Source organism: Staphylococcus sp. 510, from assembly GCF_057219715.1.
This window is the reverse complement of record NZ_JBXVVK010000006.1, coordinates 128,149-144,833: the sequence shown is the minus strand read 5'-3', so window position 1 is coordinate 144,833 and position 16,685 is coordinate 128,149. Positions and strand designations below refer to the sequence as shown.

General features: G+C 34.8%; 13 protein-coding genes. All 13 read right to left on the bottom strand.

Annotated elements, in window-relative coordinates:
* Positions 1-182: 182 nt before the first annotated feature.
* Positions 183-368: a helix-turn-helix domain-containing protein gene (locus AC2D8K_RS06400; RefSeq protein ID WP_037552662.1), complete on the bottom strand. Its 186-nt coding sequence runs from the start codon at positions 366-368 to the stop codon at positions 183-185.
* Between the two features lies 1 nt (position 369).
* Entirely contained in the window at positions 370-480 is a 111-nt protein-coding gene (locus AC2D8K_RS06395; protein WP_100066988.1) for a hypothetical protein, read from the bottom strand.
* 810 nt (positions 481-1,290) lie between these two features.
* Complete coding sequence (locus AC2D8K_RS06390) at positions 1,291-2,703, bottom strand: N-acetylmuramoyl-L-alanine amidase (protein ID WP_454340418.1); 1,413 nt, start codon at positions 2,701-2,703, stop codon at positions 1,291-1,293.
* Positions 2,704-2,714: 11 nt separating this feature from the next.
* On the bottom strand, positions 2,715-2,966 hold the full coding sequence (locus AC2D8K_RS06385; protein WP_015365107.1) for a phage holin: 252 nt from the start codon (positions 2,964-2,966) through the stop codon (positions 2,715-2,717).
* 38 nt (positions 2,967-3,004) lie between these two features.
* Positions 3,005-3,556 (bottom strand): hypothetical protein, encoded by a 552-nt coding sequence (locus AC2D8K_RS06380; protein ID WP_484698266.1) that lies wholly within the window; start codon positions 3,554-3,556, stop codon positions 3,005-3,007.
* On the bottom strand, positions 3,556-4,053 hold the full coding sequence (locus AC2D8K_RS06375) for a hypothetical protein (RefSeq protein WP_484698264.1): 498 nt from the start codon (positions 4,051-4,053) through the stop codon (positions 3,556-3,558). Before AC2D8K_RS06375 ends, AC2D8K_RS06380 begins: the two co-directional genes overlap by 1 nt.
* Positions 4,054-4,098: 45 nt before the next feature.
* Entirely contained in the window at positions 4,099-4,500 is a 402-nt protein-coding gene (locus AC2D8K_RS06370; RefSeq protein ID WP_454340421.1) for a hypothetical protein, read from the bottom strand.
* Positions 4,484-4,903, bottom strand: a complete 420-nt coding sequence (locus AC2D8K_RS06365; protein ID WP_454340422.1) for a hypothetical protein — start codon at positions 4,901-4,903, stop codon at positions 4,484-4,486. The genes AC2D8K_RS06370 and AC2D8K_RS06365 overlap by 17 nt, the downstream gene beginning before the upstream one ends.
* Positions 4,904-4,913: 10 nt before the next feature.
* A complete protein-coding gene (locus AC2D8K_RS06360; RefSeq protein ID WP_484698263.1) occupies positions 4,914-5,204 on the bottom strand; it encodes a hypothetical protein in 291 nt (96 codons plus the stop codon).
* 44 nt (positions 5,205-5,248) lie between these two features.
* Positions 5,249-5,395, bottom strand: a complete 147-nt coding sequence (locus tag AC2D8K_RS06355; protein WP_002452346.1) for a hypothetical protein — start codon at positions 5,393-5,395, stop codon at positions 5,249-5,251.
* A complete protein-coding gene (locus tag AC2D8K_RS06350) occupies positions 5,385-9,305 on the bottom strand; it encodes a phage tail spike protein (protein ID WP_484698261.1) in 3,921 nt (1,306 codons plus the stop codon). The genes AC2D8K_RS06355 and AC2D8K_RS06350 overlap by 11 nt, the downstream gene beginning before the upstream one ends.
* Positions 9,306-9,317: 12 nt before the next feature.
* Positions 9,318-10,808 carry a phage distal tail protein gene (locus tag AC2D8K_RS06345; protein WP_484698259.1) on the bottom strand — a complete coding sequence of 497 codons (1,491 nt, stop codon included), beginning with the start codon at positions 10,806-10,808 and terminating at the stop codon, positions 9,318-9,320.
* Positions 10,809-10,811: 3 nt separating this feature from the next.
* Positions 10,812-16,646, bottom strand: coding sequence for a peptidoglycan DD-metalloendopeptidase family protein (locus AC2D8K_RS06340; protein ID WP_484698258.1), 5,835 nt, complete (start codon positions 16,644-16,646; stop codon positions 10,812-10,814).
* Positions 16,647-16,685: the final 39 nt, after the last annotated feature.

The window sequence follows — 16,685 nt, the reverse complement described above, 5'->3', positions numbered from 1 at the left end:
CAACCGTCGCAACAGTTACCTCAAGTACACTCCTCAAATATGTACCGCAATTTCTATTTAATTATAGCATATTTGCGAGTGACATCAATGTCAGTCACAAAACTAGAAAATTACTAGAAATCTACTAGAAAAACCACCCAGTGACATGTGTGGGTGGTTATTGTAGCGACTATAGATTACCACTATAACACTTTACATGCGTAGTCGTATAGCTTTTCGGTTGTTCCCAACCTTAAATTATCAACATCACGCTTACCAGTTCTTAAGGACGACATAACCGTTTGGCTTAACCCTGTATCTTTGAAAACTTGATACCCTGTTATATCACTCTCGATCAATTCAATTATTTTTAATTTGTAGTCACTCATATTATCTACGTCCATTCTTTTTATATAAATAATAAAAATGCGTTTTTCTTCCTATGAATAGTAGCAATGGTAGGCTTAATATAAACAATGATAAATACATTTGTCCTGTCATAATTGAAAACCTCCAAAATTTATTATATACTTCAAGTGTAGGGAGGAGCCCTAAGGCTCCAGTTGATTACTTGTCTTAATTATCTTTAGTGATGTTTAGATAATTTAGATGCCATATTCTTAGTTGTTTTATAAGCGCTGGAAGAACTAGTATCAGTAATGATATCGATTGTTCTAGCGCTTTTTCTATCAAGTAAACCAAGGTTTTAACCTCCCTTCACTTGAAGTTCGTAAGTCATTAACTAACTTACAAATACAATTATACTACACATTAAGAAAGCATCCAACTATTTTTTTCTTTTTTTTGGTTTATTTTGTGTAAATATTTTGGTATGATTGTGTAGTTCATCTTTATATTTTAAGGTGAACTTAAAAAATCATTCCTTTCTGTGATATTTAAACTGCAATGCGCTATCTTGTCTTTTCTCGGTACAAGATAGCGCTCTTTTTTTGTATTGTAAAACTCTCACATAAAAAAAGAGGTGTCCACAAAATGGACACCCTAAATGTAAAAAGTTTTGGTTTTATGTTTATTAATATATCATATTTTTTAAAAAAAGACAGTCACGAGGACTGCCCTGAAAGGAAAAAGAAAAGTAAGGTTCTTATGAAAAATAATTCTTATAACTAAACAAGTTGGATTCTCATCCACGAGTAATATAACATATTATTTCTAATTAATGAAACCCTAATACTATTTTTTACACAAAAAAAGAGGTAGTCCCCACGACTACCTCTAAATAGAGAAAAAATATGAATATAAAATATCTTATAACTAAACTGGATTGAAATCCATATATAATATAACACATTATTTCCACTTAATGGAACCCCAATACTTCTCTTTTTTAATTCTTTCTTGCTTATCTGTTATCTTACACAAAGCACAGTAGAAATAACCTGATGATGGATTAGTAGGATATTTGAATTTCGCCCACCAATAGCCATCTTTTTTAGTAATGCTGACAAAGTCTACCCATTGATTTGATAATAACCAATCAGAACTTGGAACTACAGAACCTTTCAAGCTTGGACTACGTCTTACTTTGATTGTTGTATTAGTAGTAAATCTACCTTTCCAATTCCATGTGATCTGTTTTTCTTTCTTTTTCTCTTTCGATTTCTTGAGTAATTTAGATTCTGCTTTCTTGTTACTAAATTTAGGGCGTATAAACCACATTTGCGTGTCGTATTCGTGTTTACGACGTGTGACTGTTTCCCAACCAGTACCGTTATTGATTGGTCCACTTGTCCATCCACCGCCAAGCCAATTTTGTTCAAGTACAATGATGTAGTCGAGTGTTGCCTCAACAACCCAAGCAACATGACCCCAACCATTGCCCATTTGTTCTCCCCAAACGACTAAATCGCCTGGTTTAGCTAAAAAACTAGGTGTGTTTTTATATACTGTAGCCTCATTTTTAAACTTATCTTTATTATAAGCATTAAAAGGAATGTCTTTCGCCCCATTACCTTTAAGTCCATGACCAAATAATTTATCCCAACCTACATTTGCGTAATCGAAACATTGAAAAGCTGCGTATAAATCATAATCATATTGTTTACCTACTGTAGATTTTAACCATTTTACGAATTCATCACGTGTAAATGATGTCGCGACTTTTTCTACTTTAACTGGTGTAGCTTTAACTTTTACGTTTTGTTTGTAGTATTTAGCGACTAATTTATCAAGATTTGATGTATTTCTGCCATATCCCGACGCCTCTAATGCATTGCCTGGATCTTGTTTATCTGCTTGAATATCTTGATGTCCAGGCATTCTAGTTTTGTAATCAATATGCCAATATTCTGCAAGATATGCTAATACTCTAGCACCATTGTCTAACGCTTTTCTACTACGTTCTCTATCACTGAAATAACATATTTCAACACCTATCGCTACATCGTTAGCGTCTTTGTTGTACCAAATGTTATCTGTAGGCGCATCATAAAGCACGTGCCAAGCTTTCTCTGTCGTCGGTATACAAATGATACATTCTTTATCATCAACGAATATATGCGCGCTAGCTACACTGTTCCAAGGTATATTATAAGTATTCTCATAGTAAGTCACATTTGATTGTGCAGTTGTGTTGATATTACCTGTATCATGCGCAACGATGAACTGTGGTTTACCACCGTCCATTTTTTCACCATAACGTCGCGTGCCTTTAGTTAATAATTGGTATCTTACTTTAACGCCTTTCCAATTCTCTGTAGCCATTAATAACACTCCTATTTTAAATTATTTTCTTTTAAATATTCTTCTTGTGCTTTTGAATGCGAGTGAATAACATATGTGTTTTTATAGACGCCATATATCGCAATTACAAAAGGTACTATTGACGTAGCAAAGTTTTGCCATGCGTCTAATTTATCTGGCATTAAAAAAGGAACTTCGATACCACTTGCTTTTAATGCAAGGTATAAAGCACCTAACATACCACCAAATAATCCGATGTATTGTTTTAATTTATCTGCAGTCATTTGATTATCTCCTTTTGAGTAAAATAAAAAGCCAACCGTTACTGGTTAGCTTTGAATGTGTATTGCTTTTCTGGAATTGCATGACCGTTGTAAATGTAGCTTGCAGTGAGTGAACCTGTGTTATTTATTAACACATCAGTAACATCTGGATTATCAGTGATATTATTATGTTCTTTTAACAATACTTCTGTTTCTGGATCATTAATGTGCATGTTAATTTCTACATTGAATTGTTGTGGTAAAACCACTTTTGTATCTTCCATTTCCTTAATAAAGTTGTTTAGTTTGAAATTTTTCTTGTTTGATAAATTATTAATATAATCCTTAAAGAAATATTCTAATGTATCTCTGTCATAGTTTTTAACTGATTCACTATCGACAAATAAAGCTACATATATTGGTTCTGGTAAATTCGGGTCATCTTCTGTTGTGTATTTCAACAACCAACATTCAAGTTGTCCTTTATGTGATAACCAATCATCACGCATAATTTCTACGACTTTCTCTGCGATTGGCTCTGTTTCAACTACGACCCAATTTTCTGTTTTATCATCATAATACTTCAATACACCATTTTTAACTTCAGTCATTATTCACTCACTCCCGTATCTATCCAAATTTTATTTTTGTCTGTTGGTGGTTGATTACCTATAACGAAGTCAGAACCACTGTCTTGTTTAATCATGCCATTTTGAATGCCATAAGCTAGAATGTCATCCCACAAATTATGCGTTTCTACATTAACTATCTGACGACCAATGACACTTTCAGTCACTTGAATCTTGGTTTTTGTGTCTGATGGGAAAACATAGCGATTATCGACCCATATTTCTAATGTATACGTGCCTGCCGGTATGATTTGATTGATCACTACATCGCACACATATGCATTGTCTGATTGCTTAACCGTCGTATCGTAGGTGTATTTGACACCTGTCACATCAGTTAAATAAACTTTTGCAGGTTTACCGTTAATGTTTAAATCGTCACTATTAGCGTCAGTTAAGATGTATCTCATGTGTGATAGGTCGCCCTGCTTTATACGGTTGCCATCGTTCGAATCATTTAAATTTAGTACATTTTCCATTACTTCAACTCCTTAAAATAAAAAAGCCGACGCGTTGCGCCGACTTTACTTAAATAATATAGGTGCCAATCCAACTGCAGCAGTGAGTAAACTAAACACACCACCAACTATTGCGGTCGCTATACCTACATTAAATGTTTGTTTCTTAGTTAATATTTGACTGAAACTTTTTAATTGTTCGTCATGACCTTTAACTTCATACCTTAAATCATTCACTTCTGATACAAAACCGGTCATTTTATCACTGATTTTTTCTAAATGACTTTCTTGTTTCTTCTGTGATTCATAGGTTTGTTCTTGTATTAACGTTTGCTTGTCCACTTTATTGTTCAAACTATTAATTGCCTCTTTTTGTTTCCTGTCATTCTCATTAATTCGTTCATAAATTTTACCTGTATTACGCTCCCACTCATGACGTAATACATATTTTTCATCGTTTTCGGACAATGCCGATCACTCCAAGCACACAAATTATAAAATTTAGCACTGCGAGTGTGGAAAACTGCAGTGGACTAAGCCAATTAATAGCATGAAATATACTTGCAGATGTCATTAAGAAGTAGAACAAACCATTACCTGCGCCACCAATCATAATTAAGTAGTTAAATGTATTATTGATTTGATGTTTAGGTAAGAAAAAAGGTGCAATAATTAGCATTAAGCTAAAAATCATGCCTAATGTTCCCCATATCCATATAGGCATGATGTTGTGAAGCGCTATATAGAATTGTGAATCTCCTAAAACAGCTCCTTGTTCTTTTGTCCAAAAGAAACCTCTTTCGAACATCAACAGTCCTGTACCCATATACAGAATAACTTTATGGATGTAATCAAAGTAAGTTTTTTTCATAAAGCCACTCCTATTCTACTACATCTGTATCAGTATAAGTAACATCAACAATTTGTTTCGCTACTTTAACTACATATAATCTTGTAACGATGCCAAACTCATAATTCATCTGGTTTAATTCGCTTAATCTTGAAGCTAACTTCTGTGCTTTATTTAAATCATCAATCTTATAAGCTTGTGATGGAATTGGCGTAAAAGAAAATTGACCTCTATAGTCTAGATTTAAAACTGCCTCTTCTCCTTCTGGTGATACCTGTACCAAAATATAATTTTCTTTTCTATTTACTACTTCGTTTGCCATGATAAATTCCTCCTAATTTTTTTGTATAAAAATAGTGCCAAAGATTACTCTTCTTCGGCACTTTCTGAATTTTGTTCTTGTATGATTGCTTTTAGCATTGCATTTTCTTGTGTTAGTCTTGCTACTTCCTGTGTAAGATAGTTAATTGTTAGTTGTGGATTAGCTTGTAATCCTTGATTATTATTTTCCATTGATTTGTTCCTCCAATTTCTCAACTTTTTCATTTAATTGTTGAATAGCTTTTAAAGCATAAGTTAATAATTCATTGGTATTTATACCATCACCTGTTACAAAAACATTTGGCGTTTTATAATCATCTCCAATTACTGGACCATGATGAATTATTTCTTGTTCATCCTCTTTATATTTATAACTATATAAATCTAAATCTTCTGCGATAGTTCTTAAAGCATCTGTTTTCCAAAGTGAAATGTCTTTTTTATACTCAGCTCTTGAAGCTTTTACAAAGTCACTTGCTACAACTGGTTTATATCCAATATCTCCACCGTTATACATTAAGTTATTAGTTACTCGTAATTCACCTGTAGAAACACCTAGATAAAAGTTATTACCAGTGTTAACACGTATAGTATTAGCTTGAATATCTTTACACTGCAAATCTTTATAATTAGTATTACCGCTATTGTAACCTTTGATGTCTGTGATTCTTAACTTGTTGTTAACACATGCGTATAAGTTATCTGTTTTTGTTGTCCAATCACCGTACAGTCTATTTCCATAAAAACTACCACTACCAATATCTCCTGCATTATTTGTAGCATATACAATAGGCTCATAATCGCCATATGTTTCTGTTGGCATACCAGCTTTCCTAAATCTAATACCAGAACCTGCATTACCGTATCCAGGTATGTTTGTTTCGTTACTTATTTCTCCGAATAGTAAAACACCGTCAGTAAATTGCGGCGTGTCGTTTTGTTTTATATAGAATGAAAATTCGTTAGCTCCAACACGACCGCCTGCCCATGGTCTTAAATAGATAGAGCCTTCCCATGTTTCTATATTGGTTGTAAAACGTGATCTAGTATATATACGACTTTGTTCAGCTTGTAAGAATACAACACCGTAGGTTGAACTTAATCTTACACCTCGTGATTTATCATTCATTAAATCATAATGAAATTCTAAAGCACCCGCTTGTTCGGAACCTAATCCACCACTCATCATTGTGGATAAACCTTTTTCTGTCATATACAGGTTATAACCCGTATCTTCATTTGAACTCATAATATAACCGTTACGAATCCCTACGGTTGCATTTGGTGTATCCGTAACACCTGACCATGTTCGAGAATACTTTCCTCTAGATAAAATTTGATTATTTCTAATCGTTAAATTATTCGTTGAATCCCCGCCGACAATACCTAGTTTATTGACGTTAATATCTAATCCCTCATTAGATAAGTTAAGTCTATTGACAACTTCATCTTTACCCACTTTATTATTTAAATTTTGAGTGACTACATTAAAATCTTTGTTAACTGTGATATCAACTTTATCACCTTTCAACTTAATACCGTCACTACCAATATTCATTAATTGAATTGCGCCATTTTCGTCGTATGTGAATGTCATACCTGTAGCAACATTGTTTGTGAAGTCCGATATTACTTTAGATAATGTTTTCTTACTAGAGTTGAGTTCTTCTTTTGTAGCACGTTGTTGTATATCTTTACCGTTTTGACTGATAGAAGTATTCATATTGGTAAGTTTGGTATCTGTTTCTTCCGGTGCTATATCATAATCAGTCGGAATAGTACCTTTTTCAAACTTAATTTTTGCATTTCTGATATCATCTAATGTCATATCCGTGTTATCAGAATATCTGAATAACATTTTAATTTTTTCCACACCGGTATCAAAGTTGTAATTCAGTGTATCTGATAGTGTTGAAAAACCACTACTTTTAATTAATGCATTATTCGCATCATACTGATAAATAGACACCTGTAATGTTTTATTAGCTATAGGTTTGTTGATTTTCATAATGTAATTATCAAGTGCAGTGATAGGTATGAAATTTATATTTCTTACTCTAGTTGTTGGTGTACCTGCCGGATCACCTGTTGATGAAAAGAAAGTACCAAATTCTACATTGTCATTTGCTAAATAGTTTCTTCCGCCTACTTTTAAATTACGATACTCACTTAAACTCACTTTATCGCTAATTTGATTGCTTAATTGTAATCTTTCACTATCGGCACTATCCAGCCGTTGAACAATACCGTTTTTATCAGTTTGATAATCTATGCTTTTTACATAACTTTTCAACTGTTCTTCTGTATCCTCACGTGAAGCTTGAACGGCTTTCTCTATAACGTCTGGTGTGCCGACCATATTGTTGTTTTCATCAATAGTTAACCCAAACTTAGTAGCCACTTTATTCAATGCGTCATTAAATTTCTCATCAGTATATTGGGATTGAAGTAACTGCAATCGTTTATCTGCCGAAACTTGAGCGTCACGCATAGCTTTATATAAATCTTGTAACTTTTGTCTATAGGAACTAAATTGACTTTGAACATCTATTAAAGCACCAATAGTAGCAGTATCTGGAGTCATAGCGTTTAAATCATTTTGAATACTTAGGTAGATTTCATCAATATTATTAATTTCAGTTTGAAGTTTGTTTTTAAGATCTGTATCAACCAAGTATTCACTGTTTAATACTTCGTTTGTATCATTCAATATCTTACTATGTTGAATTGAAAGGTTGGCAAATGTGTTTTGTAATTCACTTAGTAGCGCTTTCTCTCTCGTGATACCTCCGATTTTCTCAACATCATCTACAGTTTCATTTAACCATTCACCATTCCAGTAACGACGTAACACTGCAACATTAGGATTGCTCGTATCGTACCAAAGCATATCGTTAACCGGATTTTCCGGTGGCGTATCTTGTTTAAATATCTTACGTTCAAAGTATTCTAATTGGCCTGCAACTACATCATTCACAATAGTATTGATATTCGTTACGTTATCATTCAATTTCTTACTTATATCGGCAAGTTTTTTATTGAATATATCTCTTAGGTTATTTTCTTCATATTCAACTACGTTGCCGAATTTATAGTTACTTTCATCAGTGAGTAAGTTGTAATCAACGCCAATGACTTCTGCTTCTATATAAAGCGGTGGTCTGAAATCTCTATCTTTAATACGTACTGTGTCGTGCAGAGATACAACCATTTCTGGATAGTGTTTGTGTATATCTGTAGAAGTTATTTCATAACTGATTGCCGATTTATTACGTTTGTTAAGTTCGGTTTTAGCAAGTGTGGTTAAACGCTTATCAGTCATATTACTATCGTCTGATTCAGGCTCGTATACACTCCATAAGTAACGCCCAGGCAATCCAAACTGTGCCTGAGCGTCATCATCTGTAACTATTTTTTCTAATCGTTGTCCAGTGTCGTTTTCAGGACCAATCGCATATAATGCAGTCCGTACTTCTGACATATCAACGGTACGTGTCATTCCTGTTAAGTCTTTACCTTTAGTAATTTCTTTACCTTTAAATAGACTAACTGGTTTCTTTAATGTTACATATCTATGTTCTACTGTATGAGAACCAAGTTCTATATAGTATTCTGCCACCATACCGTATGTTGTGCATAACATGTTGATCACTTCATATGGTGTTGAATAAGAAGTCCATGATGTTGTTCTCATACCACCATGTTCAGTGTCATCTGACATTTCCCAACCAGTATTACGTAGCGTCTCATTCAATGCTTGAGACGTGCTATACGAACTATATTTCCCAGGTTTAATTGGACGTGATTTATCGATATCTTCTAAATATGATGCATTACTTTCTACATCAGTTGTACCATCAAAGTTATCTACCACATGAGAAATAATGAACTCACGATAAACACCATTATTATCTTGTGCAATAATACGATTACGTTCACGCAAATGTTCAGCACGATCATTTAACATTGTGAAATCGAATGTTTCTGATTTTTCTTCGGCGTTGTTACTCATCACTGCATTTAATAATGCGCCGTCATCACGACTAATATAATCAATAATTTTGTCATTAAAATCTAAAATATGAATGCCTGTATGTTTCAATTCGTCACCTCCTTATAAATATCTATCTTGCCAATAAACGGTAGTATCAAAAGTTTTTTCTGGATAGATGATACATTCGTTATAACCACTATTGATATTAAAGAAATCACTACCAAATGTTTTTAAATCAAGTGACGGATCTTCATTAATCGTCACAGTTTTATCTTGTGTATTAATGTTAATCACATCACCTTTTTTGATTATCATGTCACGTGCTTTAGGTGGTTTAGGTAACTTCTCATGAGTGTAACTACCTAAAACGTACGTAGGCATGTGATTATAATTACCATTCTTTGCGATATAAACACTTACTGCTGCGATAGGTCGTTGGTAAAACTTCCCACTATCTTCCCATTGTTTTTCGTTTACATCGACTGGAATCACACGTTTAGGATAATCGAGTTCTTTATATTTCCATGTTTTGATTTTAAAGGTTGTACCTACACGTTCTAATCGCATGTATATGACGATGTCATCCCATTTATAAAACATAGGAGAGTTCGTATATTCGTATATCTTTTTCTGTTGACCTAACTGGTCAAATAGTGTAATTACAATACTTCCAATTGCTTGGTTTGCTCTAGCATTTCGGTAGCCGATACTTGCAATTAAGCGATTATCTGTATCGTATAAGTATTGAGCAAAATGTGTAGAACCTTTATTCTTTTGATTCACATGAATTTTACAAGTGGAAACAAAATCTTGTGCAGACTTACCAAAGCTATGCTTATATTCTGCGCCATTCCAACCTGTTGTCGATGTGATACTATCTTGTTTTAATTTAAATGCATCGTTTGATGAACTCATTTCAAAACTACCGCCATTGGTACCACCTGTGTAGTTATCATTGATGGTGCTTCCTGATTGTTTTCCCCAACCTGTAAAAGCTCGCATTTCATTATTCCAAAGAATTGGAGAGTAATCTTCTACTGGTTTATCCAAGTCATCGTCGCCAATCATGAAGTAATCTTCATCGTTTTTAGTAATCATATAGTAACTTGCATTTCGTAATGCAGTTGCTTGCACAATTACTGGACTATCTGCAGTTCCTGTACTAACCACACTGACTTGGTCTGAAATAGCAGTGTTTTTGGTGCCTTCAACGGCGTATTTGTAAGGGTCTGCTAAAACAACATTTATTTTAAAAGACCAAAAACCGATACGGTCTTTGTCTAATTCGATGGGTCCTTCTATATATGCATTCCAATACCAATCTTGAGACGTGAACTGTAACTTAACTGGTTCATCATAATTGAAAAATCGTACGACTTCATTTAATACATCGTCTAACTTTTTCATGCCTCCATGCGATAAATAATCATTACGTATGATAAGAGGTAATTCAAAACGATATTCTTTTAAATTTCTACTTTTTACAATGCTTCCTGGTCTCCCAGCTATTTCTTCACTTTCAATAGCAAAATTAAAAGAGGGTATTTCAAACCCTCTTTCAACAATCAACCATGGAAGTGTTTTATCATTTACCTTTATTGTATCAAGCATTATCTAACCTCCCACTGGTTTAAATTTTGCTTTTCTTGATTTCTGTCTTTCGTATTTATCAATACCTTTAAAAATTTGTTTTTCGTTCGCAAACTGATCAATGACAGGTTCAAAATCTTTGTCTGCAATGTCTTGATTGCTACGTGCAAGTTGCATTAATAGTGAAATCTGTTGTTGTTGTCCCTCAATCATTTTGAGTAATAATTCAGTATCGTTGTTATTAGTTTGTACACTTTTACTACTAAATGCACTAGGACGTTTATTACCTTTTGTCTTAGAACCTTGAATGTCTTTAGCAGCAAGTGCTAGTAATTTCATAGCGTCTGTGCGACGATTTGGATCTGTTGGGATTACCCATTCAGGGTATCCACCTTCTGCGATATTGTACCAACCTGAATCCTTAATCAATCCACCTGTTGCAAATCTTCGATGACCTGATGGCCCCCAACCAGAACGTCCGTAAGGTAAATCTCGACGCCAATTTGAGTTATTGAAGAATGCTAATAATTGATCATAACCATTTTTGATATTTTTATGACCTCTTACTGCATAACTTCTGAATGTACTAGGCACATATTGAAGTAATCCTTGTGCAGGTGTACCACGTAAGTTGTTTATATCACCAATATTACCTTGAGTAACACCTGCATTACCATTTGACTCACGTTGAATTTGAGCTATGATACCATTCAATTCTCTTCCTGAAAGATTTACTTTCATGCGTTTAGCAGCACGTCGAATATCTCCACGCCATTTTGATGCAGCTTTATTTTGACCTCCACCGCCACCATTGTGTTTCTTCAACCAACTTGTAGGGTCAAATGGTACACCATTTCGTTGCATTTCATAGTGTAAATGAAGCCCGGTGGAGCTACCCGCACCTGCTCCATCTTCGCCAGGATCACCACCAGAAATACCCAAATAGGTACCTGGTCTCACTTTTTTAGTTCCATTAAACGCTAGTTTATGTAGATGTCCATAAATAGATTTTAAACTACCGTTCGTAATTTCTACGTGGTTTCCAAAACCACCACTCCAACCTCTAAAAGTTTTAGCTGTACCTGACATCGTTGAGTAGACTTTGTCATGTTTATAGTTAATATCTAAACCGTGATGCGGTCGAGGGAATGGGTAACCTGCTCTTGCAGCTTCAGCAGCAGTTCTTGCAAATCCAAAGTTGATGCCTTTGGATAAGTCAATGTAACCACCGTCGCCCCCACCACTTTCTTCTAACCATTCTCCGATTTTTTTAGTAGCAGCTTCTTTAAGTTTTTTAAACATACCAGTCATCATATTGTATGGTAGTTCGGCGGCCTTACTTATACCGAAACTATCCTTACTAATACCAAAACCTTGAAGGACTTTATTAAGTAATTTCCCTGGATGTTCTATGTAGTCCAACACATCACCTACAGATTTTTTAAGCCAGTCTTTACCTTTACCTGCAGTTTCTAGTGTTTTATCTACAATAGCTTTCCCGCTTTTAACAACCTTACCTGTAATAGCACTGGCTTGTTTACCAACGTTACCTGCAGTTTTTTTAGCATTCCCTATAACATCACCAACTACATTTTCTCCGTGCTTGTGTTTTTTAGGCTTCTTGCCTCCGCCAAGCAAGTTGAAACCTGTGCCATTTGCAAAACGTGGTAATGTTCCAGTTGAGAATTGAGGATTATTTTTTAATATAGAGTGTGTCTGTTTACCATTTAATACTGAACTACCTTTAGGTAAATAAGCTGTAGTATCTCGATTAGGTGTGATTGCAGTTTTTCCATTAGGATAACGAATCATTTCATGACGGAAACCACCTGGACCATTTCCACGTCCTTTGTCTCCAACAGTAGCAAGAGTATCTCTGTTTATTTTCCCGTTAGTTACAACATTTTGTGTATGGGTTGAAGTCGTACCAGTGTGTAACTTGATATATGGTAATTTATCCATACTCAATTTACCGGCTACCCAGTTAACACCTTTGATTAATTTGTTTAATCCGCCTTTAACTCCACTGACCATACCACCGATATGACCTTTGATTCTACCAATCAATGTTTTTAATCCACTTGCCATATTTCTAAATGTATTTCTAACACTGCTCCATAAACTTTTTGCAAGACCAGTAACAGAATTTTTGATACCTTTCCATTTAGAAATCGTATCACTTTTCACTCTACTGAATGTGCTACTTGTACCACTTTTTAAGCGGTTCCATGTATTTTTTACGCCACTCCAAAGATTTTTAGCGTAATTAACCACAGAATTTTTGATATTTTTCCAAGTCTTAGTAAGCCAACCACGTAGTTTACCAAAAATTGATTTAGTGATATTCCAAGTTGATGTAAAGTTACGTTTGACACCGTTATATAATCCTTTGGTTAAACTAACTACTTTATTTTTAATATAATTCCATACTTTTACAGAAAAGTTCTTTATATTATTAAATACGCGTTTTACAAAGTTCCATGTACCAGTAAAAGCACGTTTTACACCATTATAAAGGCCTTTTGCTAAAGCAATAACCTTATTCTTAATATAAGTCCATACTTTGACTGTAAAGTTTCGAATACCAGTAAATATCTTTTTAACTATACCTGATAAACTTGTGAAAGCTCTTTTTACTCCTGCACCTAATGCTTTTGCCAATGCAACGACTTTATTCTTAATGTAATTCCACGCTGCTATAATCCAACTTCTTAAAGCGCCAATGATTTTACGAACACCATTTGAAAGTGCTCGAATTGCTCCAATCACACTGTTTTTTATAGTATTCCATATTCGAATTGAGACACTTTTAATGACATTCCAAGCGCTTGTAACAAATGCCTTTAAACCGCCAATTATGGCTTTTGCTCCTGCAATGAAAGCTCGAATAATAGCTAATACACTGTTCTTAATAGAGTTCCATATTGCTATTGAAACAGTTTTAATTGAATTCCATACCGAAGTAATTACGGCTTTCCACATGGCAAAGGACGCTTTCATCATAGTGAACCAAACTCTAATAATCGCCATTACACCATTTTTAATGGCATTCCAAATCGCAATTGATACATACTTAATACCATTCCACACTGCAGTGATGACTGTCTTCCACATACCGAAGTAAATTTTAACGGCAGTAAGCCAACCTTGAATTATTAACATAACCGCAGTCTTGATGCCTGTCCATGCAAGCACTGCGCCCATTTTAATGGCATTCCATACTGCAGTGATAACTAGTTTTAATGATTGAATTGGATGTAGTACGGCCATTTTAATAGCATTCCATGCTAATGTGGCTGATGTTTTCATTAATCCCCATATAATCATTGATGCCGTTTTAATTCCGTTCCAAATACCGATGATGTAAGGTTTAAGGAATCCAAACACAGATATAGCAGTATTTTTTATGGCATTCCAAGCAGAGATAACGAAATTACGAAAAGTTTCATTATTTTTCCATAGATATATAATACCTGCAACTAAAGCACTAATAGCAGTAATAACTATACCGATTGGACCAGTCATAAACCTAATGGCTAAACCTAATCCGCGTGTTGCTATAGCTGCCATTTTTGTAGCAATAGAATATTTACCTGTCATTATGGTTGCTAATGAAGTGTTCCTAGCATTTAATATTTGTGCTAATGCAAGAGCTCGTGTAACACCTGTCCAAATAGCCATCGAAGTTTTCGTTACATTTACTATAGCATTATATGCACCTGTTACTAACGAGGCACCACCAACTACTGTTCTATATACTCCCCACATTGGAAGAATTGCAGCCAGTGCACCACCCACTGCTGTTAAGATACCTGTCATTAGTCCCATTGTGTTATTAGCCGTAGCACCTTTAGCGATAAAGCCTGTCAATGCAGTAGTTATTCTTAACATTACTGCGCCAACTGGTGCCATTCCCTTAATTAACCCTACAATAATGGATCCAATATTCTTAAGTAATTGCCATACAATAGGTCCGTTCGTCTCTAAGTATTTCAAGAAGTTTTTAAAGCCTTCTGTGTTCTTTAAGTTCGCCGCCCAATCTTTAAACGATTGTGTCACACCTTGCATGCCTACTAGTACGTTATGTGAATGACCACTAAAAGCACTAAACAGACTGATAATACCACTAAACACATTACCAAAAATTTGACCTACAATTGGCAAGTTCGTTTTAGTGTATTGAATGAATTGAGCTATACCTTTATCTGTACTTGTGCTATTTGCCCAAGCATTAAATTTATTAGCTAGACTTTCAATACCTTTACCTGTCCATGTAAATAATGGTCCAAACTGTGTAAACATGTGGGTAATACCGTCTCCCACTTTCATTGCTGCATTTAATAAGTTTTGGAATATCGGCGGACCTATATTATTAATGAGTTTGAATGCATTGTTTGCATTATTAGATGAGTTAACCCAATCACGCATTCTAGCAGATGCTTGCGCTATTTGACTTGTGGTTTTTGAAATGAATGGTGTAAGTCTTGTCAACGCAATCTTAGCGATATTTATACCATTAGCCATAGTATTAAAGATATCTGCTTGATTAGCTTGCACTAAACCTTTCCATTGATTTTGCAAACTACTTAAAACTGACTGGTAATTTCTAACTTCTGCAGTTGCTCTCAATTCACCATCTTCAAGCATTTTCAACGCGGTTGTAGCTTGGCCACTAAATGCCGTTACTGCACCTAGTGCTACACCATAAGCACCACCAAGCCCAATAGCACCACCTGCAGCAGCAGTTGCAGCGCCACCAATACCAGATAAAGCACTTACGGCACTTCCAGCAACTGGTATGATGGTAGATATGTTAGATACTAAACCCCCGAACGATATACCTCTAACAACAAAACCAACGTTTCTAAAGCTATTACCTATCTTATTTATTTTAGCGTTGACTTCTTCCCAACGTTGACCCATAGCTGTTAATGCTGGTCCCATGCCAAAGAATTTCGTTTGTTCTCTATGAAATTCTCGCATTTCTGATGTTGTTTCATCTATTCTATTTTGTAGAACGTTGTAAGCCAATGCTTGTTGATAAACTTCTTTTTCGGCTCTGTCTAATTTGGCGGGTAGTTGACCAACTTCACGATTTAAACTGGCGTAAGATTGTTCTGCTGCGTTCGCTTCTTTTTTAGCTGTATCCATTGCAGATTTTGCACTTGCCATCGCTTGTTGATTCGCTTTACTAAAATTTTGTAATTCATTCTTGGCGTTAGCCGTTGCTATTTTAGACTCATTTAAATCACGTTTAGCACTATCTACAGATTTTGAAAGACTCGCATATTGCGTTTTAGCTTTAGTTAACTGATTACCTAATGCCGTTAGCTCTTGTTTGCTTGCTTTACCTGACTTACTTAATTCATTGAATTCATTTTGTAAACTGTCGACAGAGCTTTTAGCATTCTTCATCTTAGCACTCAATGCTGTCACTGTATTCTGCATTTGTTTTTGTGTTTCTTGTGCAGATTTTACGTTTGCTTTATGTTCTTTCAACTCATTGTTCAACTTGTCATAAGAATCAGCTAAGGTCTCATAACTTTTTTTAGCTTTTTGAGCGTTACGTGCCGATTCTTCAAGCTTATCTGACATGGTTTCTTGTGCACGTCTTAACTGATCTAACTTCTTCTGTGCTTGTTCACTCGCTCTACCTTGTTGAGTAAGTGTTTTGTTGAGACCTTCAATTTCAGTTTCGTATTTTTCTACTGATTTTTCAGCTTTATCGAAACTTGAAAGGTTCTTTTTCATTTCTGCATCAGTAGTTTGTAACTTACGCTTTAAATTGGCCATACCGCGATCAATATCTGATGTATCTAGGCCTAAATCAATCGTAAAACCTTTAATTTCATCTGCCATTCAACTCACTCTCCTTTCTTTAGAAATAAAAAAAGAGAG

Bases quoted from the DNA above. Each gene is read 5' to 3' on its own strand.
- AC2D8K_RS06400 (WP_037552662.1), bottom strand. From the start codon at position 368: ATGAGTGACTACAAATTAAAAATAATTGAATTGATCGAGAGTGATATA.
- AC2D8K_RS06395 (WP_100066988.1), bottom strand. From the start codon at position 480: ATGACAGGACAAATGTATTTATCATTGTTTATATTAAGCCTACCATTG.
- AC2D8K_RS06390 (WP_454340418.1), bottom strand. From the start codon at position 2,703: ATGGCTACAGAGAATTGGAAAGGCGTTAAAGTAAGATACCAATTATTA.
- AC2D8K_RS06385 (WP_015365107.1), bottom strand. From the start codon at position 2,966: ATGACTGCAGATAAATTAAAACAATACATCGGATTATTTGGTGGTATG.
- AC2D8K_RS06380 (WP_484698266.1), bottom strand. From the start codon at position 3,556: ATGACTGAAGTTAAAAATGGTGTATTGAAGTATTATGATGATAAAACA.
- AC2D8K_RS06375 (WP_484698264.1), bottom strand. From the start codon at position 4,053: ATGGAAAATGTACTAAATTTAAATGATTCGAACGATGGCAACCGTATA.
- AC2D8K_RS06365 (WP_454340422.1), bottom strand. From the start codon at position 4,903: ATGAAAAAAACTTACTTTGATTACATCCATAAAGTTATTCTGTATATG.
- AC2D8K_RS06360 (WP_484698263.1), bottom strand. From the start codon at position 5,204: ATGGCAAACGAAGTAGTAAATAGAAAAGAAAATTATATTTTGGTACAG.
- AC2D8K_RS06355 (WP_002452346.1), bottom strand. From the start codon at position 5,395: ATGGAAAATAATAATCAAGGATTACAAGCTAATCCACAACTAACAATT.
- AC2D8K_RS06345 (WP_484698259.1), bottom strand. From the start codon at position 10,808: ATGCTTGATACAATAAAGGTAAATGATAAAACACTTCCATGGTTGATT.
- AC2D8K_RS06340 (WP_484698258.1), bottom strand. From the start codon at position 16,646: ATGGCAGATGAAATTAAAGGTTTTACGATTGATTTAGGCCTAGATACA.